Genomic DNA, 17928 nt, shown 5'->3' with positions numbered 1-17928 from the left:
CGAAAGGGCAGTGCGCCTGCGGGAACAGCGAAGGCGGGGCCGCTCGGCCGGCAGCGCGAGCGAGGGTGAGGTGAGTCGTCCCAACAAACCGGCCACATATTTGCAGGTACCGGGCCGCAGGGTGTTTGTTGCTGTCACTGCGCGGCACGGGACGCGGCGGGGCCGGGCCCGCCGCGTCCGGGTCAGGTCAGCAGCGTCTCGGCCATCTCGCCGATCAGGTCGCTGATGAAGGCGTCGAAGCGGGCGTTCGGCTGGCGCTGGCGCAGGGTTTCGGCCATCGGGTCCTCGGCGGCGATGTCGCTGCCCGCCAGCGTCGCGATCACCGCGTGGCCGCAGAACGGCACGTAGACCTCGGAATAGCCACCCTCGTGCACCAGCACGAGGTGCCCGTCGCAGAGCCGGTCGGCCAGCTTCATCATCCGCTCGGTCATCATCGCATAGGTTTCGGCGGTGCAGAGCATCCGGGCCAGCGGGTCGAAGGCGCAGGCGTCGAAGCCGCAGGCCACCACGATCAGGTCGGGTTTGTAGGCCTCGAGCGCGGGGGCGACGATCCGGTCGATCGCCTCGAGGTATCCGACATGGCCGACGCCCGGCGGCAGCGGCACGTTCATGTTGAAACCCTCGCCCGCGCCGCGGCCCCGGTCGCCGATCGCGCCGGTGTCGAGCGGGTAGTTCTGTTCCTGGTGGAGCGAGATCGTCAGCACGTCGTCGCGGTCGTAAAAGATCGCCTCGGTCCCGTTGCCGTGGTGCACGTCCCAGTCGACCACGGCGACCCGTTTCGCCCGGCCGGCGGCCTTGGCCGCCTCGATCCCGATGGCGATGTTGGCCATCAGGCAGAAGCCGTTCGGCCAGTCGGGCAGGCAGTGGTGCCCCGGCGGGCGCGACAGGGCATAGGCGTTTTGCAGGTCGCCTGTCGTCACCGCCTCGATCGCCGCCACGGTCAGGCCGGCCGACAGGGCCGCGATCTCGTAGCCGCCCTGCGCGAAGGGGGTGCGCAGCCCCAGCTCTCCGCCGCCGGCGTCGGACATCGCCTTGAACCTGTCGAGGTAGGCGGCCGGATGCACCCGCTCCAGCACCGCGCGCGATGCCTCGGGCGCGGTGCGGCAGTCCACCGCCCTGGTCAGCCCGGTGACGTCCATCAGGTTCTTCAAACGGCGCTTGGTCTCGGGGCTTTCGGGCAGGCCGCCCGCCGCCAGCGGCTGCACCAGCCCGCCAAGCGGCATGGTCAGGGCATAGTTGCCGCCCGCGTGCCAGAAACACCGCTCGTCCCAGAAGAACCCCGTTGACATGATGGCCACCTCCTTGCCCATTCGTTCCGCGCCGAGAGGACCCGAGAGCGGCGCGGAACTCAACCCCCCGCCCGGAAGGTGACCGACATGCCCGCGATCCCCGACCTGAGCGCGCTGGCCCGCGAGGGGGCCGAGATCGCCGTCAGGGTCACTCCGAAGGCGTCACGCAATGACATACGCTGCGCCGAGGGCGCGATCCATGTGCGGGTGACGGCGGTGCCGGAGGACGGCAAGGCCAACGCGGCCGTGCAGCGGCTGCTCGCCAAGGCCCTCGGCGTGGCGAAGTCGCGGCTGACGCTGGTGCGAGGGCAGACTGCCCGTGACAAGGTGTTCCGGCTGGACGGCTGAACGCTAGCGCCGCACCGCGCCGCCGGACTTGCCGGTCGGGATCATGTAGGTGCCCTCGGGCAGGTTCAGCGCGGCGGCAAGGTCGCGCAGCTGCGCGGTCGACAGCGTCACCTTCTGGACCGTGTCCGTGCGGGCGTCGTATTGCTCGACCGTGACGCATTCCTCGAAGGCGTTGACGACAACGTCCTCCTGAAGCGGCGCCTGCCCGTCATCGACGAGGGTCACCACGGTGCAATCGAATTCGTGCTCTATCGTGAACATGCCTCCTTGATACTGCCAAAGCCCTGACCCGCAAACACTTCGTTCGGCAGATTATCGCAATATCATCGTTGCGATGTCCCCGCCCGAGGGTGGCAAGCCGGCGGGCGGATGATATGACGGGGGAAAGGCAGAAGGGGTACGGGCATGCGCGGGCTGGCATCGGTGGCATTTGCCGCGGCACTGGGGCTGGCGGGGTGCACTGCGCCGGGCCCCGGGTTGATGTCCCCGGGCCGGCCGCAGGACCAGGCCGAGATCGCGGCGCACCGCTTTGTCATCGTCGTCAAGACGGTGGAGCCGGTGGCAGAACGCGAATGCCGCCGGCAATCGCCGCGGCTGAACTGCGATTTCCTGATCGCGGTCGATGACCGCCCCGGCCAGCCGGTGAACGCCTTCCAGTCCGAGGACGACACCGGGCGGCCGGTCCTGATCTTCACGCTCGCGCTGATCGGCGACGTCCGGAACGAGGACGAACTGGCCTTCATCATGAGCCACGAGGCCGCGCACCACATCCGCAACCACCTGGCGCTGCAGAACGTCAATGCCTCGATCGGGGCGCGGGTGCTCGGCGATCTCGCGACCGCCGCCGGGGCTTCGGTCAACGACGTGGAACTGGCCTCGCGGGTCGGGGCCTCGATCGGGGCGCGGCGCTATTCGCAGCAGTACGAGCTTGAGGCCGACGAACTGGGCGCGCGGATCGCCGAGGCGGCAGGCTTCGACGCGGTGGCGGGCGCGCTCTACTTCACGCGGATCCCCGATCCCGGCGACAGTTTCCTCGGCACGCATCCGCCGAACGCGGCGCGGATGGAGATCGTCCGACGCGCCGTCGGGCGCTGATTGATCGAGATCAAGGATCGGCCGGGGCGTGCGGCCTAGGACTCCCTCCATCAGATGGCAGAGGGTCCGATGCAGACGCTAGGCAACACCAACGAACACGTCTTCCTCGTGAAGCGGATGGCCCGGGCCGCGGGGTCCGCGGTCGAGGTGCTGGGTACCGCCGACTGGGCGGCGACGGTCACGCGCTGCCGGGGCTGTGCCTGTGTTGCGCAGTGCCGTGACTGGCTCGATGCCGCGGAGATGGCGGGCGACGGGCCGCGGTCGGTGATGCCCGGCTGCGAGAATGCCGCGCTGATGCGCCGCCTCGCCGAGATCGCAGAGATGGGAGACAGGTGATGGGATTCATCGGAAAGCTGGACCGCGCGGCGGTGCTCTATGGCGGCATGGCCGAACGGCTGGGGGTGGACCCCGCCGCCGACCTGGCGCGGATGCCCGAAACGGCGGGGGCCTTCCGTGCGGCGATCCTGCGCTGCGCCGCCTGCGCCGAGGCCGAGGCCTGCGCGGGATGGCAGGTTGAGAATGCGCAGGCGGGCGAAGCGCCGCGCTATTGCCGCAACCGGGGCGAGCTGCAGTCGCACCGGGCCTGAGGGACACCTGACCGCACCGGGCGGGATGCGGGGCGCGAGGAGCACCCCGTGTCGAGAGGGCCAACCGGGCGGGACCAGGCGCAGCGCCGGTACGGGCAACCGTGCCGGCGCATGTCGTTGCGGCGTGCGCCGCAGGGGGTGGGGCCGCCCGACCCCCGGGAAGGCGTCAGACCACGCGGCCCCAGAGGTCGTAATCCCCGGCCTCGTCGACCTCGACCGTCACGATGTCGCCCGGCGTCAGCGCCTCGAACCCTTCGTCGATGAAGAGGTTGCCGTCGATCTCGGGCGCATCGGCCTTGGTGCGGCAGGTGGCGGCGTCGGCATCGACCTCGTCCACGATCACGTCGATCCGGGTTCCGACCTTGGCCGCCAGCTTGGCCTCGGAGATCGCCTGGGCCTTTTCCATAAACCGGTGCCAGCGCTCTTCCTTGACCTCGTCCGGGACGTGGTCGGGCAGGGCGTTCGACCGGGCGCCGGCGACGTTTTCGTACTGGAAGCAGCCGACCCGGTCGAGCTGCGCCTCGTCGAGCCAGTCGAGCAGGGTCTGGAACTCCACCTCGGTCTCACCGGGATAGCCGACGATGAAGGTCGAACGCAGGGTGATGTCGGGGCAGGCGTCGCGCCAGGCGGCAATCTCGTCCAGGGTGCGGGCGGCGGCGGCGGGGCGCGCCATCCGCTTCAGCGTGTCGGGATGGGCGTGCTGAAACGGGATGTCGAGGTAGGGCAGGATCAGCCCCTCGGCCATCATCGGGATCATCTCGCGCACATGCGGGTAGGGATAGACGTAGTGCATGCGTACCCAGGCGCCGAGGCTCCCCAGGTCACGGGCCAGCGACAGGATCGGCGCCTTCTCGTCGCGGTCCTTCCAGTCGGTGCCATAAGCCGAGGTGTCCTGGCTGATCACCAGCAGCTCCTTCACGCCCGCCTCGACCAGCTTCTCCGCCTCGCGGATCACGGCCTTGTGCGGGCGCGACTGCAGCCGGCCGCGCATGTCGGGGATGATGCAGAACTTGCACTTGTGGTTACAGCCTTCCGAGATCTTCAGGTAGCTGTAGTGGCGCGGGGTCAGCGACACGCCCGACGCGGGCAGCAGGTCGACGAACGGGTCCGGGTCCGGCGGCACGGCCAGGTGCACCGCGTCCAGTACCTGTTCGTACTGGTGCGGCCCGGTGACAGCCAGCACCTTGGGATGCGCGCCGGTGATGTATTCCGGTTCCGCCCCGAGGCAGCCGGTGACGATCACCCGGCCGTTGGAATTGATCGCCTCGCCAATGGCTTCGAGGCTTTCGGCCTTGGCGCTGTCGAGAAAGCCGCAGGTGTTCACGATCACCGCGTCGGCCCCCGAATAATCGGGCGAGATGGCGTATCCCTCGGCCCGCAGGCGGGTCAGGATGCGTTCGCTGTCGACCAGCGCCTTGGGGCAACCGAGCGAGACCATGCCGATCGACGGCTGGCCGGGTCGGCGGGTGTCGCCAAATCGCGGCGCGGGGGCGATGTCGGGACGGAGATTCGGGGGGTTCTGGCTCATGGCGCGCCTATAGCGCCATTGCGCCTGCTTGGGAACGGGCAGCTTGTGATGCGCGCGCGTCAGGCTATCCTGTGAAAAAAGGCAGGAGCACGGGCAATCATGCGGGTCATCAAGTGGATTTTGCTGGCGGTCTTCGCCGTGGCGCTGGTCTTCGCGGGGGCATTGCTGTTCCTGCCCGGCGACCGGATCGCGCGGATCGCCGCCGACCAGATCGAGGCACGGACCGGCCGGGCGGTGACGCTTTCGGGCGGGACGGAGGTAACGTTCTGGCCTGTGCTCGGGGTCCGCACCGGGCCGATGGAGATCGCCAACGCCGCATGGTCGGACAGTGGCCCGATGCTGCGGGCCGAGGGGCTGAAGATCGGGGTCGAGGCCGCGACGCTCTTCAGCGACGAGATCCGCGTGACCGAGGTGCAGGCGATCCGGCCCGAGATCCTTTTGGAACGCGACACGCAGGGCCGCGCGAACTGGGATTTCGGTGGCGCCGACGGCGCTCCGGCCGGGGACGACGCGCCGAGGCGGGCGGTGCACCTCGACCGGCTCGACGTCACCAACGCCACCCTGCGGATGATCGATGGCGCCGAGGAGACGGCCTATCGCGACGTCGACCTGCACGCGGAATGGCCCGACAGAACCGGCCCGGTCGACCTGTCGCTGACGCTGCGCCCGGCGGGCAAGCCGGTGACGCTGACCACGCAGGTCGCCGACCTCGACGCGCTGCTGGCCGGGCAATCGGTGCCGCTCGACCTGCGGGCCGAGGCGCCGGGCGGGGTGATGACCTTCTCCGGCCGGGCCGGGACCGCGCCCGAGGCGCAGGGGCGGCTGCAGGCTGACCTGGCCGATCCGGCGGCCTTCGGCGCGGCGCTCGGACTGGGGCCGCTCGCGCTCGAAAAGACGACATTCACGGGCGACGTGACGCTGTCGGGGGATCGCCAGCTTGCGGTGCGGGACGGCGCGCTCCGTGTCGGGGCCAACGCGGTGCAGTTGCGTGCCGATGCCGATCTTCGGGGCAAGCCCGTGGTGAACGCGCAGGTCAGTGCCGACCGGCTGACGCTTCCTGCCGCGTCGGGTGGCGGAGGTGGCGGCGGGACGGGGTGGTCGACGGCCCCGATCGACGCCTCGGCGCTGGCGGCGTTCGATGGCGAGATCGCGCTTTCGGCCAACAGCATCGACATGGGTGACATCGTGCTGGGTCCGGTCCGCAGCACCACGCGGATCGAGAACGCCCGGGCGGCGACCGAGATCGCGCAACTTGGCGCCTTTGGCGGGGGCGTAACCGGCCAGTTCGTGGTGAACAACCGCGCGGGCCTGTCGATGGGCGGCGACCTGACGGCGCAGGGCATCGACCTGCGCCAGGCGCTGAATGCCGCGGCGGGGGTCACGCGGATCACCGGCACCGGCGACGGGCGGGTGAAGTTCCTGGCCTCGGGCAATTCCATGGCGCAGCTGATGTCGAGCCTGTCGGGTGACGGCAGCATCTCGACCGGGCAGGGCACGCTCGAGGGCATCGACCTCGACGGCCTCTTCCGGGCTGGTGCTGTCGGCGGCGGCACCACCATCTTCGACAGCGTGACTGCCAGTTTCACGATGCAGGACGGCACCCTGGCGAACCGGGACCTGGGCATGCGGCTCGGGTCGATCCAGGCGACGGGGCAGGGCAAGGTCGGGATCGGCACCCGGACGATCGATTATCTCTTCACGCCTGTCGCCACCACGTTGCGGGGCGGCAAGGGCATCGCCGTACCGGTGCGAATCCGGGGTTCGTGGGACGATCCGAGCATCGTGCCCGACCTCGAGGCGGCGGTGAAACTGAACTTCGACGAAGAGCGTCAGGCGCTCGAGGACAAGGCCAAGGCCAAGGCGCTCGACAAGATCGGGGTGACCAGGCAGGAGGGCGAGAGCACCGAGGACGCGATCCGGCGGCGGCTCGAGCAGGAAGCGATCAAGGGGCTGGGCAAGCTGCTGCGCGGGAACTGAGCCCATGAAAAAGGCCGCGCCCGAGGGGTGCGGCCTTCGATCTGTCCGGGCAGGGGCGCCTCAGCGCTTGCGGTCGCGGCGCGAGGACATCGGCTGGAATGCGACGCCGACATGCGCCTCGCAATAGGGTTTGCCCGCCTGCACCGGCAGGCCGCAGAACCAGAAATCTTCTGTCGCCGGGTCGCCGACGGGCCATTTGCAGGTCCGCTCCGTCAGCTCCATCAGGGTGAGCCGCTTGGCCTTCTTCTCGATCTCGCTGACCTTGGCCAGCGCCTCGGGGCTGATCTCGTTCGCGGAGGGCTGCGGCGGCAGCGGCTGACCGGCCGGGATGATCTGCTTGCGGGCCGGGGTGGCCGCTGCGGCCACCGGTTCCGGCTCTTCGGCAGCGGCGGGCTTGGCCGCGGCCGGTTCGCGCTTGGGGGCCGGTTTCACCGTCGGCTTGGCCTTCGCCTCGACCTTGGGGGCCGGGGCCGCGGGGGCCGCGCCGCCGGAGCGGTTCGACAGGCCCAGACGATGCACCTTGCCGATCACAGCGTTGCGGGTCACGCCGCCCAGTTCCTTGGCGATCTGCGAGGCGGACTGCCCCTCGCTCCACATCTTCTTCAGCAGTTCGACGCGTTCATCGGTCCACGACATAGGCATTCTTCCGGCTTGGATCGGTCTGGCCGGGGACGTCTGGCGGCCCGGGCCTCGGTGAAGGGCAGATACTATGCATTTTGCGCCAAGTTACAAGGGAACGAATCATTCCCCGGGCGCAGCGTCGCCGGGCAGCGGCGCGGGGGGCACCGGGGTGCCGCGCCGTGCCTCGCGCCAGGCCAGCAGGACCCCGCCCGCGACGATCACCGCCGCCCCGGTCCACGACACTAGGTCGGGGATCACGCCAAAGACCGCGGCATCGTAGAGCGCGGCCCAGATCAGGGTGGCATAGGTAAAGGGCACGACGAAGCTGGCGTCGGCCATCCGCATCGCGTTGACATAGCAGATCTGCGCCAGCGCCATCGCGACCCCGATCCCGGCGAGGCCCGCCCATTGTTCCGTGCTCGGCATCTGCCAGACCGGCAGCACCGCGAGCGTGGCGATACAGAGCCCCAGCGAGTTGTTGATCAGCAGCACCTGCAGCGGCGGCTCGCTGCCCGACAGCCGCTTGATAAAGATCGCCTCGGCCCCCATCGACACGGCGGCGCAGAGGGCCAGCATCGCGGCAGGCTGGATCGCCCCGGCGGTCGGGCGCAGCAGGATCAGCATCCCGACCAACGCAAAGCCGGCCGCCGTCCAGCGCACCGGCCCGACCTTCTCACCCAGCAGCGGGATCGCCAGCAGCATCGCGAAGACCGGGCTGAGGAAGCTGATCGCGGTGGCATCCGACAGCGGCATCCGCGCGGCGGCGGCGAACATCAGCGTCGCGCCGCCCCAGCCGAAGGTGGTGCGCAACGCGTGCCAGCCCCAGTGCACGTCGCGGACCTGCTGGCGGCGCACGGCACAGAGCGTGCCGATCAGCATCAGGGCAAAGAGGAACCGGCCGTGGCTGACCTGCAGCGGGTGCAGCGGCGTGCCCAGGTGCGGCCCGCCGACGGCCTTGGCCAGCAGGGTCGTCATCGCGATGAAGGCCGTCGCGACCATGATCAGGGCGATGGCGCGGGCGGGGGCGTTGCGGTCGGTCATGCCCCCTCTTGCCGGGTTCCGGGCCACGGCGGAAGCGCGCGTGGCTGACGCGGACGCATGGGCCTCTGTGCGGAAATGCATATGCGCCGGGTTGCGGCGGTCTCTCGCCAAGCGATCCCGCTGGCGCTAAAGGCATTTCATGACGCAGACGACCCCCCTTGCCGAAGCCGCGGGCCTGCCGCTCTGGCGCCGGCCGCAGACGCTCCTCTTCCTGATGGCCGCCGCCATGCCGGTGGCCTTTGCCACCTGGTCGGCGCTGCTCAACAACTTCGTCATCGAGGTGGCGGATTTCGACGGGTCCGACATCGGCTGGCTGCACACCGTGCGCGAGATCCCGGGTTTCCTGGCGATCGGGGTGATCTTCGTCATCCGCTTCGTGCGGGAACAGGCGCTGGCGGCCCTGTCGCTGCTGCTGCTCGGCGTGGCAACGGCGGTGACGGCGTGGTTCCCGACGCTCGGCGGGATCATGGTTATCACGCTGCTCAGCTCCATCGGGTTCCACTACTACGAGACGGTGAACCAGTCGCTGCAGCTGCAATGGTTCGACAAGGCCGAGGCACCGAAGAAGCTGGGGCTGATGCTCTCGGTCGGCTCGGCCGCGACGCTGGTGGCCTACGGGCTGATCGTGGTGCTCTGGGATCCGCTCGGGCTGACCTACAACATCGTCTACATGGCGGCGGGCGGGTTCACCGCGCTGGTCGCGATCTTTGTCCTCTTCGCCTATCCGCAGTTCGAGGCGCCGAACCCGCAGCTGAAGAAGTTCGTGCTGCGCCGGCGCTACTGGCTCTTCTACCTGCTGCAGTTCATGGCCGGGGCCCGCCGCCAGATTTTTGTCGTCTTCGCCGGCTTCATGATGGTCGAACGCTTTGGCTACGACGTGCACCAGGTCACCGGGCTCTTCCTGATCACGCTGCTCTGCAACATGCTCTTTGCGCCGCTGATCGGCCGCGCGGTGGCGCGGTTCGGGGAACGGCGCGCGCTGCTGTTCGAATACGCCGGTCTGGTGACGGTCTTCACCCTCTACGGCGGCATCTACTTCTTTGGCTGGGGCGTGGCGGTGGCGGCGACGCTCTATGTCGTCGACAACCTGCTCTTTGCCATGGCGCTGGCGCTCAAGACCTATTTCCAGAAGATCGCCAGCCCCGGCGACATCGCCCCGACCGCCGCCGTGGCCTTCACCATCAACCACATCGCGGCCGTGTTCCTGCCCGCGGGGCTCGGCTATCTCTGGCTGGTCTCGCCCGCGGCGGTGTTCGTCATGGCCGCCTGCATGGCCGCCGGGTCCTTCGGGGTGGCGCTGCTGATCCCGCGCCACCCCGAGCCGGGGCGCGAGACCGTGATCGCAAGGTTCAATGCCGCGGCCCCGGCCGAGTGACACCGCCCGGGCCGTGCCGCAGGCACGGTTCCTGACGGGATCGACGCTGCGCCACGTCGTGGTGATGTCGATCGCCGGGTCGCTCGGGCTGTCGTTCCTGTTCCTGATCGACTTCCTCGCCATGTTCTGGGTCAGCCAGTACGACGACGCGCAGATGATCGCCGCGGTCGGCTTTGCCTTCTCGATCCAGTTCTTCCCGGCCTCGATGAACCTCGGGATGATGATCGCCACCGTGGCGCTCTTTGCCCGGGCCCTCGGCGGTGGCCAGGTCGAACGGGCCCGCCAGATCGCGACCATGGGGATCCTCACCGGCACCGCGGTGCAGATCGTCGTCTCGGCCGTGCTCTGGCATTACCGCCACGACCTGCTGGCCTGGTCCGGCGCCACCGGCGCGACCCGGGACATGGCCGCCGATTTCCTCTCGGTCTCGCTCTGCGGCATGCCGCTGATGGTGGCGGGCATGACGATGGCGGCGGTGGTTCGCGCGACCGGCGATGCGGTGCGCTCGACCCTGGTGACGGGCATCGCCGCGGCGGTGGCCCTGGTCGTCGACCCGTTCAACATCATCGTCCTCGAACTCGGCGTGACCGGGGCAGGGCTCTCGGTGGTGATCACCCGTTCGGTGATGACGGTGCTGGGGCTCTACTACCTCGTCCGGGTGCACAACATGGCCGCCGCGCCACGCCGCGCCGCCTTTGCCGCCTACTTCCGACCCTGGGTCCTGATCGCCATCCCCTCGGTCCTGACGCAATGTTCGACGCCCTTCGGCAACTGGGTGCTGATGCGCGCCATGGCCCCCTACGGAGACGAGGCGACGGCGGGCCTTTCGGTCGTGCTGCGGCTGATCGTGATGGTCTTTGCCGGCATCTTCGCGCTGTCGGGCGCCATTGGAGGAATCCTGGGCCAGAACTTCGGCGGCGGGCGGCTCGATCGGGTGGCGCAGGCCTACAAGGACGCGCTGAAGTACTGCCTGGCCTACACCGCCATCGCCTGGGCCGCGCTCTGGCTCGGCAACGATGCGCTGACCCGCGGCTTCGGGCTGAGCGGGCCGGGGGCCGAGGTGATGCGCAGCTTCACCCACCTCGTCGCGCCGACGCTGGTCTTCACCGGCGCGCTCTTCGTGGCCAATGCCGCGTTCAACAACCTCGGGCGGCCGATCTACGCGACCCTCGCCAACTGGATCCGCGACGGCCTCTTCACCTATCCCCTGGCGCTCCTGTTCAGCGCCAGCTACGGCGCGACCGGGGTGATGATGGGCTATGCCGGGGCGGGGATCCTGTCGGGCGTGATCGGCGCCTGGATCGGCTGGCGCTACGTCTGCCGCCTGCGGGCACGGGCCGCGCCGCTTGACGCGCCGGTCGCCGACGCCTAAGCGCGGGGGCGCATCCGCCAGGAGAGACCCCATGCCCACCTTCACCGCCCTCACCACCCTGCCGGGCAAGGCCCCGGCCGAGGCGCTCGGCGAGGCGCTCGAGAGCCTGAACCCCGAACCCACCGGCGTCGGCGTGTTCGAGATCGAGGATGGGTCGGGCCTGTGGGAGGTTGGCGCCTACTTCACCGAGGCGCCCGATGCCGCCGGCCTTGCCCTGCTGGCGGCGATGCACGGCGCCAAGGATTTCACCGTCTCGGAACTGCCCGAAACCGACTGGGTCGCGCATGTGAAGCGCGAGCTGTCGCCGGTCACCGCGGGGCGGTTCTTCGTCTACGGCAGCCACGATGCCGACAAGGTGCCCGCCGACGCGGTGCCCCTGCTGATCGAGGCGGCGATGGCCTTTGGCACCGGGCACCACGGCACCACGCAGGGCTGCCTGCGCGCGATCGACCGGCTGGCGACCGCCGGAGAAGTCCCGGCCTCGGTCGCCGACATCGGTTGCGGCACGGCGGTGCTGGCGATGGCGGCCGCGCGGATCTGGGACGTGACGCCCGTGGCGGGCGACATCGATCCGGTCGCGGTCGAGGTGGCCGATGCCAACCTGGCCGCCAACGGCATGGCGGGCCGGGTGATCTGCGTCGAGGCGACGGGTTTCGACCACCCCGAGATCGCAAAGGGCGCGCCCTTCGACCTGGTGCTGGCCAACATCCTCAAGGGGCCGCTGATCGACCTCGCCGCCGACACCGCGCGCCAGCTCGCGCCCGGCGGGCACGCGGTGCTCTCGGGTCTCCTGAACGAGCAGGCGGACGAGGTCACGGCCGCCTATGCTGCCGAGGGCCTCGACCTGGTGCAGGCCGAGGTGATCGGCGACTGGACGACGCTGACCCTGCGCAAGCCCGGCTGACCGCGCCGAAACCCCATGGTTTCCGGGCTTTTGTCACGAAAAGGCCCGATTCTCCGCCTAGGCCTGTTGTCCGACTGACTGGGATGACGAGGCACGCCATGGACGCGTCGCACAAGGACTTCAACAACCGCATCCGCCGGATCCAGCGCAAGGCGGAGGCGATGGAGGAGGGCTACAGCACCCGCATCGGGCGCGACGGCCTGATCGAGTTCCGGCCCGCCGGAAAGTCCCTGCGCAAGCGGGTGCCGATCAAGTACGTGCTCATCGTGCTGGCGGGGATCATCGGCTACAAGGTGTTCCTGATGACCAGCCTCGGCCCCTCGGAATACGGCGCGCGGCTCGCCGCCCAGCTGGATGGGTCGGTCCCCAGCAAGATCGGCGCGGCCATCATGCAGGTGGACCCCGTCACCCGTTTCCTGACCGACATGATCGCGACCTACGCCGGCTGAACCGGCAGACCCCGGCCCCCGGACATGAAAAAGCCGCGTCCCCCGAAGGGCGCGGCTTTTGTCGTCGGACCGGCAGGCGCGGTCCGGATCCGTCGGCGCCTCAGCGGCGGCCGACGGTGTCGATATCGCCCCGGCAGAGGCCGATGTCGTCCAGTTCACGGTCGGTGAGCTTGGACAGGGCGTTGCGGGTGACGCGGTTGTCGTTCCAGGCCGACACGCCGTCGATCATCGCAACGATGAAGCGGCCGATGTGACCAAAGAAAACCGAGCCCGAGCGGGAGCTCTGCATGAAAAGAGCGGCCATGGCGTTGATCCTTTGTGCGCGCGGTGTGTGTTCGTCTTTCGAAACCGCGAGCTATTCTCAAACCGCCTATAAAACAAGCATCCAAAAACGCATGGGTCGCATGCAGTGCGTGCATAGGAGTTCGTGTCGCTAACCTGCCGTAATTCGGTAACAAATCCGTCAAGAAGAAAGTCGCGAAATGGCCGGGAAACGACGCTTCAGGGCGCCATTTGTCGTTTTCCGTCCGTCTCGTGTCGCGAATGCGCTGCCGCCCTCTCGCGCCGCGTCGCCCCTTGGCGGATGTTCTTGTTTCGTGCTAGCGTTCCGCAAAAGCAACAAGAGCAGGTCAGAGGGGGCGCAGGATGCGCGTTTTGGGGATCGATCCCGGTTTGCGCAATCTCGGCTGGGGCATGATTCGTGTCGAAGGCAGCCGGTTGACCCACCTTGGCAACGGGATCCTGCACAGCGAGGGCACCGCCCTGGCGGACCGCCTGCTGTCGCTGCATCGCCAGTTGACGGCGGTGGTGGCCGAGTTCCGCCCCGATGCGGCGGCGGTCGAACAGGTCTTTGTCAACCGCGACGGCGTCGGCACGCTGAAGCTGGGCCAGGCCCGCGGCATCGCGCTGCTGGTGCCCGCGGCCGCCGGGCTCGAGGTCGGGGAATACGCCCCGAACGCGGTCAAGAAGGCGGTGGTCGGCGTCGGCCACGCCCAGAAACAGCAGATCCTGCACATGGTGAAGCTGCAGCTGCCAGGGGCCGAGATCGCCGGCCCCGACGCGGCGGATGCGCTGGCCATCGCGATCTGCCACTCGCTGCACCTGGGCAGCGCCGCCAACCGGCAGAAGGTGAAGGTGCGCGCGTGATCGGCAAGATTTCCGGACGGATCGACTACCGCGGCGAGGATCACGTGCTGATAGACGTGCGCGGCGTGGGCTACCTCGTCTATTGCTCGGACCGGGTGCTCGCCTCGCTCCCCGGCCCGGGCGAGGCGGTGGCGCTCTACACCGACCTGCTGGTGCGCGAGGACATCCTGCAGCTCTTCGGGTTCCCGACGCTGGTGGAAAAGGAATGGCACCGGCTGCTGATGTCGGTGCAGGGGGTGGGCGCCAAGGCCTCGCTCGCCATCCTCGGCGCGCTCGGCCCCGACGGCGTCAGCCGCGCCATCGCGCTTGGTGACTGGAACGCGGTGAAGGCGGCCAGGGGCATCGGCCCCAAGACCGCGCAGCGCGTGGTGAACGAGCTGAAGGACAAGGCGCCCACGGTCATGGCCATGGCAGGCCGCGCGCCGGCCAGCGCCGATGCCGACGCGGTGATCGAGGAGATCGCGCCGACCGCCCCGCCTAAACCCGCCGCGGCCCCCGTTCCGTCGAGCGGCGCGGCCCAGGCCGAGGCCTTGTCGGCGCTGACCAACCTCGGCTATGCCCCGGGCGAAGCCGCGGGCGCGGTGGCCGAGGCGGCGGGCGCCGATCCGCAGGCCGAGACGCCCGCCCTGATCCGCGCCGCCCTGCGGCTCCTCGCGCCGAAAGGCTGACCGCATGTCCCCTGACTTCATCTTGCCCAGTAAACTCCGGGGAGTCGCGCCGCAGGCGCGGCGGGGGCAGCGCCCCCATCCGTCGGTGGCCGCCCGTGACCACCCCCGATCCCACTCTCCGCCCCGACCGCCTGCCCGAGGACGAGGCCGCCGACACCCGCGCGCTGCGGCCGCAGCAGCTCTCGGAATTCATCGGCCAGGCCGAGGCGCGTGCAAACCTGCGCATCTTCCTCGAGGCCGCGCGGCGGCGGGGCGAGGCGATGGATCACACCCTCTTCCACGGTCCCCCCGGCCTCGGCAAGACGACGCTGGCGCAGATCATGGCGCGCGAGCTCGGCGTGAACTTCCGCATGACCTCGGGCCCGGTGCTGGCCAAGGCGGGCGATCTCGCCGCGATCCTGACCAACCTCGAAGCGCGCGATGTCCTCTTCATCGACGAGATCCATCGCCTGAACCCGGCGGTGGAGGAGGTGCTCTATCCCGCGCTCGAGGATTTCGAGCTCGACCTGGTGATCGGCGAGGGCCCGGCCGCGCGCACCGTCCGGATCGAGCTGCAGCCCTTCACGCTGGTCGGCGCCACCACGCGGCTCGGCCTGCTGACCACGCCGCTCCGCGATCGCTTCGGCATCCCGGTGCGGCTGCAGTTCTACACCATCGACGAGCTGCACGAGATCGTCACCCGCAATGCCCGCCTGATGGGGGCGCCCGCCGACGACCGGGGCGCGCTCGAGATCGCGCGCCGGGCGCGGGGCACTCCGCGGATCGCGGGTCGCCTGCTGCGCCGGGTGGCCGACTTCGCCATGGTCGAGAGTGATGGCACGATCACGCAGCAGCTCGCCGACATGGCGCTGACCCGGCTGGGGGTCGATCACCTCGGGCTCGATGGCGGCGACCGGCGCTATCTCAAGATGATCGGCGAGGAATACGGCGGTGGCCCGGTGGGGATCGAGACGCTGTCGGCTGCGCTCAGCGAAAGCCGCGACGCGCTGGAGGACGTGATCGAGCCCTACCTGCTGCAGCAGGCGCTGATCCAGCGTACCCCGCGCGGGCGGATGCTGGCGCAGAAGGGCTGGCGGCACCTGGGCCTGACCCCGCCACGCAACCAGACGGACCTCTTCGAATGACGCCCACCGAGATCGAGAGCCTCTTTGCCACGCCCGAGGGCTACCGCTTCGCCCGCTGGTCCCGGCCGATCGTGCCGGTGGTCTTCGGCGTCGACGACCAGAGCCTCGGGGTGCTGAAATCGGCGATCGAGGCGACGGTCTTTGCCGCCGGCCACCGCATGGCCGAGACGGACCCGGAGCTGGGCGCGAACCTGATGATGTTCTTCCTGCGGGACTGGCAGGAGCTGGCCGCGCTCGACAACCTCGACCGGATGATCCCGGCCCTCGACACGCTGCTGCCGAAGCTCGAGGCCGAGGATGCCCTGCAGTACCGCACCTTTCGCTTTTCGCCGGACGGCGGGATCCAGGCCTGTTTTGTCTTCCTGCGGATGGCGGGCGACCTGGCGGATCAGCCCGCGGCCGAGCTGGGGCTGGAACAGGCGGTGAAATCCGTCCTGCTCTGGGGGCAGGGGGCCTTTGCCGACCGGTCGCCGCTGGCCCGTCCCGAAGGCGGCGACGCGGTGCTGCGCGCCGATATCGCGGCGCTCCTGCGGGCCGCCTATGACCCGGTGATGCCGGTAGCGGCAGAGGATGCGAGCCATGCGCTCAGGCTGGCGGCGCGGCTGCAGGTTTCGGGCGGGTAGGACGGGCGGGTTGCGCAGGGTGGCCCTGTCGTGTTCCCTGCGCGGACCGGGGCAGGGAGTGTGCGGATGATCCACCAGTTCGAATTGCGCGTCTATTACGAGGACACCGACCTGGCGGGGATCGTCTATTACGCCAACTACCTCAAGTTCATCGAGCGCGCGCGCAGCGAGTGGGTCCGCGCCCACGGGATCGACCAGGTCCGGATGAAGGCGCAGGGCACGGTCTTTGCCGTCCGCCGGGTCGAAGCGGATTACCTGAGCCCGGCAAAGTTCGACGACCAGCTGGTGGTCGAGACCGAGCCGGAACAGGTCACCGCCGCGCGGATCGTGCTGAAGCAGGTGGTCAAGCGCTCGGGCGAGGAGCTCTTCACCGCGCTGGTGACGCTGGTGGCGCTGAACGAGGCCGGGCATCCCGTGCGGCTTCCGGCGGATCTTCGCCTTATCATGCACTGAAATATCGCGTGATGCCGCGCTCGCGCCAATGTGTTGGCGTTCCGCCTTGCTTTACTGTAGTTTGCGCCGCAATCAGGCCGTGAAAACGCCAGCAAGGCGGGCCGACGCAGGAACGAGCAGGCATAATGGATACACAGACCCTCGCAATGGCGCAGGAGATTGATTTCTCCATGTGGGCCCTTTTCGCGCGCGCCACCTTCACGGTGAAGCTTGTGATGCTGATGCTGATCATCGCCAGCTTCTGGTCGTGGTCGATCATCATCCAGAAATTCATCTCGTACCGCGCCGCGCGGCGCGAGGCGCGCAAGTTCGATCGCGACTTCTGGTCGGGCGAGCCGCTGGACGAGCTCTACGAACAGATCGGGCCGGATCCGCGTGGGCGGTCTCAGCGCATTTTCGCCAGCGGGATGACGGAATGGCGGCGGTCGCACCGTGACGACGGCATCCTGATCGCCGGCGCGCAGGCGCGGATCGACCGCAGCATGGACGTGGCGATCGCCAAGGAAGCCGAGGAACTGCAGCGCGGACTGCCGGTGCTGGCCACCGTCGGCTCTACCGCGCCCTTCGTCGGGCTTTTCGGCACCGTCTGGGGCATCATGCATGCCTTCATCGGGATTGCCGAGCAGCAGAACACCAACCTCGCTGTCGTGGCGCCGGGCATCGCCGAGGCGCTGCTGGCCACCGGTCTGGGCCTGCTGGCCGCCATCCCGGCGGTGATCTTCTACAACAAGCTCTCGACCGACGCGGACCGGATCGTGGGCAATTACGAGGCCTTCGCCGACGAATTCTCGACCATCCTCAGCCGCCAGCTGGACGCGGCCTGACATGGGCGCTGGCGTCGTACAGAAGGACGGCGGCGGGCATCATCGCCGGGGGCGCCGTCGCGGCGGCCGGGCGCGGCCCATGGCCGAGATCAACGTCACGCCCTTCGTGGACGTGATGCTGGTGCTGCTGATCATCTTCATGGTGGCCGCGCCCCTGATGGTCGTCGGCGTGCCGGTCGAGCTGCCCAAGACCGCCGCCAAGGCGCTGGCGTCCGAGCAGGAAGAGCCGCTGACCGTCACCGTGACCGCCGAGGGCGAGATCATGCTGCAGACCACGCCGGTCCCGTCCGAGGAACTGGTCGGCCGGCTGCAGGCCATCGCGGCCGAACGCACCTCGGACCGGGTCTACCTGCGGGCCGACGGGGCGGTGCCCTATGCCCAGGTGGCGGTCGTGATGGGTGCGCTCAATCGCGGCGGCTTTACCAACATCGGGCTCGTGACCGACAATGGCGGCCCGGCGCTCGACGGCACCGATGGTGCCGCGGTGTCGGGGAACTGAGGCGG

General features: G+C 69.3%; 22 protein-coding genes. 16 read left to right on the top strand and 6 right to left on the bottom strand.

The annotated features are described in order from the left end of the window. Positions 1 to 182 precede the first annotated feature (182 nt). Positions 183 to 1289 (bottom strand): class II histone deacetylase, encoded by a 1107-nt coding sequence (locus ACE2AC_RS10120; protein WP_375691970.1) that lies wholly within the window; start codon positions 1287 to 1289, stop codon positions 183 to 185. An 87-nt stretch (positions 1290 to 1376) separates the two neighbouring features. On the opposite strand from ACE2AC_RS10120, the gene ACE2AC_RS10115 reads away from it, so the two are divergent. Next, the gene (locus tag ACE2AC_RS10115) at positions 1377 to 1637 is read left to right on the top strand and encodes a DUF167 domain-containing protein (RefSeq protein ID WP_375692091.1); all 261 of its coding nucleotides are present in this window, start codon (positions 1377 to 1379) and stop codon (positions 1635 to 1637) included. Between the two features lie 3 nt (positions 1638 to 1640). Here ACE2AC_RS10115 and ACE2AC_RS10110 read toward each other — a convergent pair whose 3' ends face one another. Further along, positions 1641 to 1898, bottom strand: a complete 258-nt coding sequence (locus tag ACE2AC_RS10110) for a hypothetical protein (RefSeq protein WP_375691969.1) — start codon at positions 1896 to 1898, stop codon at positions 1641 to 1643. A gap of 144 nt (positions 1899 to 2042) precedes the next feature. On the opposite strand from ACE2AC_RS10110, the gene ACE2AC_RS10105 reads away from it, so the two are divergent. From ACE2AC_RS10105 to ACE2AC_RS10095, 3 genes are all read left to right on the top strand, one after another. Continuing rightward, positions 2043 to 2732: a M48 family metallopeptidase gene (locus tag ACE2AC_RS10105; RefSeq protein WP_375691968.1), complete on the top strand. Its 690-nt coding sequence runs from the start codon at positions 2043 to 2045 to the stop codon at positions 2730 to 2732. A gap of 69 nt (positions 2733 to 2801) precedes the next feature. Further along, entirely contained in the window at positions 2802 to 3068 is a 267-nt protein-coding gene (locus ACE2AC_RS10100) for a DUF6455 family protein (RefSeq protein ID WP_375691967.1), read from the top strand. Continuing rightward, a complete protein-coding gene (locus ACE2AC_RS10095; RefSeq protein WP_375691966.1) occupies positions 3068 to 3319 on the top strand; it encodes a DUF6455 family protein in 252 nt (83 codons plus the stop codon). The genes ACE2AC_RS10100 and ACE2AC_RS10095 overlap by 1 nt, the downstream gene beginning before the upstream one ends. 166 nt (positions 3320 to 3485) lie before the next feature. Here the strand turns inward: ACE2AC_RS10095 and rimO are convergent, their stop codons facing one another. Then, the gene (gene rimO / locus ACE2AC_RS10090; RefSeq protein WP_375691965.1) at positions 3486 to 4847 is read right to left on the bottom strand and encodes a 30S ribosomal protein S12 methylthiotransferase RimO; all 1362 of its coding nucleotides are present in this window, start codon (positions 4845 to 4847) and stop codon (positions 3486 to 3488) included. Positions 4848 to 4946: 99 nt separating this feature from the next. Between rimO and ACE2AC_RS10085 the strand changes: the two genes are divergently transcribed. Beyond that, a complete protein-coding gene (locus ACE2AC_RS10085) occupies positions 4947 to 6824 on the top strand; it encodes an AsmA family protein (protein WP_375691964.1) in 1878 nt (625 codons plus the stop codon). Between the two features lie 60 nt (positions 6825 to 6884). On the opposite strand, the gene ACE2AC_RS10080 is transcribed toward ACE2AC_RS10085, so the two are convergent. Both ACE2AC_RS10080 and ACE2AC_RS10075 read right to left on the bottom strand, forming a co-directional pair. After that, positions 6885 to 7460, bottom strand: coding sequence for a GcrA family cell cycle regulator (locus ACE2AC_RS10080; RefSeq protein ID WP_375691963.1), 576 nt, complete (start codon positions 7458 to 7460; stop codon positions 6885 to 6887). 105 nt (positions 7461 to 7565) lie between these two features. After that, the gene (locus ACE2AC_RS10075; protein WP_375691962.1) at positions 7566 to 8486 is read right to left on the bottom strand and encodes a DMT family transporter; all 921 of its coding nucleotides are present in this window, start codon (positions 8484 to 8486) and stop codon (positions 7566 to 7568) included. 139 nt (positions 8487 to 8625) lie between these two features. On the opposite strand from ACE2AC_RS10075, the gene ACE2AC_RS10070 reads away from it, so the two are divergent. The 4 genes from ACE2AC_RS10070 (at position 8626) to ACE2AC_RS10055 (ending at position 12586) form a co-directional block, all read left to right on the top strand. After that, entirely contained in the window at positions 8626 to 9861 is a 1236-nt protein-coding gene (locus tag ACE2AC_RS10070) for an MFS transporter (protein ID WP_375691961.1), read from the top strand. Positions 9862 to 9874: 13 nt separating this feature from the next. Continuing rightward, the gene (locus tag ACE2AC_RS10065; RefSeq protein ID WP_375691960.1) at positions 9875 to 11233 is read left to right on the top strand and encodes an MATE family efflux transporter; all 1359 of its coding nucleotides are present in this window, start codon (positions 9875 to 9877) and stop codon (positions 11231 to 11233) included. 31 nt (positions 11234 to 11264) lie between these two features. Further along, complete coding sequence (locus ACE2AC_RS10060; protein ID WP_375691959.1) at positions 11265 to 12137, top strand: 50S ribosomal protein L11 methyltransferase; 873 nt, start codon at positions 11265 to 11267, stop codon at positions 12135 to 12137. A gap of 98 nt (positions 12138 to 12235) precedes the next feature. Further along, positions 12236 to 12586 (top strand): hypothetical protein, encoded by a 351-nt coding sequence (locus ACE2AC_RS10055; protein ID WP_375691958.1) that lies wholly within the window; start codon positions 12236 to 12238, stop codon positions 12584 to 12586. 100 nt (positions 12587 to 12686) lie between these two features. Here ACE2AC_RS10055 and ACE2AC_RS10050 read toward each other — a convergent pair whose 3' ends face one another. Continuing rightward, positions 12687 to 12890, bottom strand: coding sequence for a DUF1127 domain-containing protein (locus ACE2AC_RS10050; RefSeq protein WP_375691957.1), 204 nt, complete (start codon positions 12888 to 12890; stop codon positions 12687 to 12689). Between the two features lie 341 nt (positions 12891 to 13231). On the opposite strand from ACE2AC_RS10050, the gene ruvC reads away from it, so the two are divergent. The 7 genes from ruvC (at position 13232) to tolR (ending at position 17923) form a co-directional block, all read left to right on the top strand. Then, on the top strand, positions 13232 to 13732 hold the full coding sequence (ruvC, locus tag ACE2AC_RS10045; RefSeq protein WP_375691956.1) for a crossover junction endodeoxyribonuclease RuvC: 501 nt from the start codon (positions 13232 to 13234) through the stop codon (positions 13730 to 13732). After that, on the top strand, positions 13729 to 14400 hold the full coding sequence (gene ruvA / locus ACE2AC_RS10040; protein ID WP_375691955.1) for a Holliday junction branch migration protein RuvA: 672 nt from the start codon (positions 13729 to 13731) through the stop codon (positions 14398 to 14400). Before ruvC ends, ruvA begins: the two co-directional genes overlap by 4 nt. Before the next feature lie 95 nt (positions 14401 to 14495). Beyond that, complete coding sequence (gene ruvB, locus ACE2AC_RS10035; RefSeq protein ID WP_375691954.1) at positions 14496 to 15524, top strand: Holliday junction branch migration DNA helicase RuvB; 1029 nt, start codon at positions 14496 to 14498, stop codon at positions 15522 to 15524. Beyond that, complete coding sequence (locus ACE2AC_RS10030) at positions 15521 to 16147, top strand: hypothetical protein (RefSeq protein ID WP_375691953.1); 627 nt, start codon at positions 15521 to 15523, stop codon at positions 16145 to 16147. The genes ruvB and ACE2AC_RS10030 overlap by 4 nt, the downstream gene beginning before the upstream one ends. 66 nt (positions 16148 to 16213) lie before the next feature. Beyond that, a complete protein-coding gene (gene ybgC, locus ACE2AC_RS10025) occupies positions 16214 to 16600 on the top strand; it encodes a tol-pal system-associated acyl-CoA thioesterase (RefSeq protein WP_375691952.1) in 387 nt (128 codons plus the stop codon). A 125-nt stretch (positions 16601 to 16725) separates the two neighbouring features. Beyond that, positions 16726 to 17424 (top strand): protein TolQ, encoded by a 699-nt coding sequence (gene tolQ, locus ACE2AC_RS10020; RefSeq protein ID WP_375691951.1) that lies wholly within the window; start codon positions 16726 to 16728, stop codon positions 17422 to 17424. Between the two features lies 1 nt (position 17425). Beyond that, a complete protein-coding gene (gene tolR, locus ACE2AC_RS10015) occupies positions 17426 to 17923 on the top strand; it encodes a protein TolR (protein WP_375691950.1) in 498 nt (165 codons plus the stop codon). Positions 17924 to 17928 lie beyond the last annotated feature (5 nt).

Source organism: Pseudooceanicola sp. LIPI14-2-Ac024 (assembly GCF_042188925.1).
Taxonomy (GTDB): domain Bacteria; phylum Pseudomonadota; class Alphaproteobacteria; order Rhodobacterales; family Rhodobacteraceae; genus Pseudooceanicola.
Note: the sequence above shows the minus strand (reverse complement) of the source record. Positions and strands in the feature narration are given on the sequence as shown.

What these genes read in the sequence shown, in the direction of transcription:
- ACE2AC_RS10120 (WP_375691970.1), bottom strand. Translation starts at nt 1,289, where the DNA reads ATGTCAACGGGGTTCTTCTGGGACGAGCGGTGTTTCTGGCACGCGGGC.
- ACE2AC_RS10115 (WP_375692091.1), top strand. Translation starts at nt 1,377, where the DNA reads ATGCCCGCGATCCCCGACCTGAGCGCGCTGGCCCGCGAGGGGGCCGAG.
- ACE2AC_RS10110 (WP_375691969.1), bottom strand. Translation starts at nt 1,898, where the DNA reads ATGTTCACGATAGAGCACGAATTCGATTGCACCGTGGTGACCCTCGTC.
- ACE2AC_RS10105 (WP_375691968.1), top strand. Translation starts at nt 2,043, where the DNA reads ATGCGCGGGCTGGCATCGGTGGCATTTGCCGCGGCACTGGGGCTGGCG.
- ACE2AC_RS10100 (WP_375691967.1), top strand. Translation starts at nt 2,802, where the DNA reads ATGCAGACGCTAGGCAACACCAACGAACACGTCTTCCTCGTGAAGCGG.
- ACE2AC_RS10095 (WP_375691966.1), top strand. Translation starts at nt 3,068, where the DNA reads ATGGGATTCATCGGAAAGCTGGACCGCGCGGCGGTGCTCTATGGCGGC.
- rimO (WP_375691965.1), bottom strand. Translation starts at nt 4,847, where the DNA reads ATGAGCCAGAACCCCCCGAATCTCCGTCCCGACATCGCCCCCGCGCCG.
- ACE2AC_RS10085 (WP_375691964.1), top strand. Translation starts at nt 4,947, where the DNA reads ATGCGGGTCATCAAGTGGATTTTGCTGGCGGTCTTCGCCGTGGCGCTG.
- ACE2AC_RS10080 (WP_375691963.1), bottom strand. Translation starts at nt 7,460, where the DNA reads ATGTCGTGGACCGATGAACGCGTCGAACTGCTGAAGAAGATGTGGAGC.
- ACE2AC_RS10075 (WP_375691962.1), bottom strand. Translation starts at nt 8,486, where the DNA reads ATGACCGACCGCAACGCCCCCGCCCGCGCCATCGCCCTGATCATGGTC.
- ACE2AC_RS10070 (WP_375691961.1), top strand. Translation starts at nt 8,626, where the DNA reads ATGACGCAGACGACCCCCCTTGCCGAAGCCGCGGGCCTGCCGCTCTGG.
- ACE2AC_RS10060 (WP_375691959.1), top strand. Translation starts at nt 11,265, where the DNA reads ATGCCCACCTTCACCGCCCTCACCACCCTGCCGGGCAAGGCCCCGGCC.
- ACE2AC_RS10055 (WP_375691958.1), top strand. Translation starts at nt 12,236, where the DNA reads ATGGACGCGTCGCACAAGGACTTCAACAACCGCATCCGCCGGATCCAG.
- ACE2AC_RS10050 (WP_375691957.1), bottom strand. Translation starts at nt 12,890, where the DNA reads ATGGCCGCTCTTTTCATGCAGAGCTCCCGCTCGGGCTCGGTTTTCTTT.
- ruvC (WP_375691956.1), top strand. Translation starts at nt 13,232, where the DNA reads ATGCGCGTTTTGGGGATCGATCCCGGTTTGCGCAATCTCGGCTGGGGC.
- ACE2AC_RS10030 (WP_375691953.1), top strand. Translation starts at nt 15,521, where the DNA reads ATGACGCCCACCGAGATCGAGAGCCTCTTTGCCACGCCCGAGGGCTAC.
- ybgC (WP_375691952.1), top strand. Translation starts at nt 16,214, where the DNA reads ATGATCCACCAGTTCGAATTGCGCGTCTATTACGAGGACACCGACCTG.
- tolQ (WP_375691951.1), top strand. Translation starts at nt 16,726, where the DNA reads ATGGATACACAGACCCTCGCAATGGCGCAGGAGATTGATTTCTCCATG.
- tolR (WP_375691950.1), top strand. Translation starts at nt 17,426, where the DNA reads ATGGGCGCTGGCGTCGTACAGAAGGACGGCGGCGGGCATCATCGCCGG.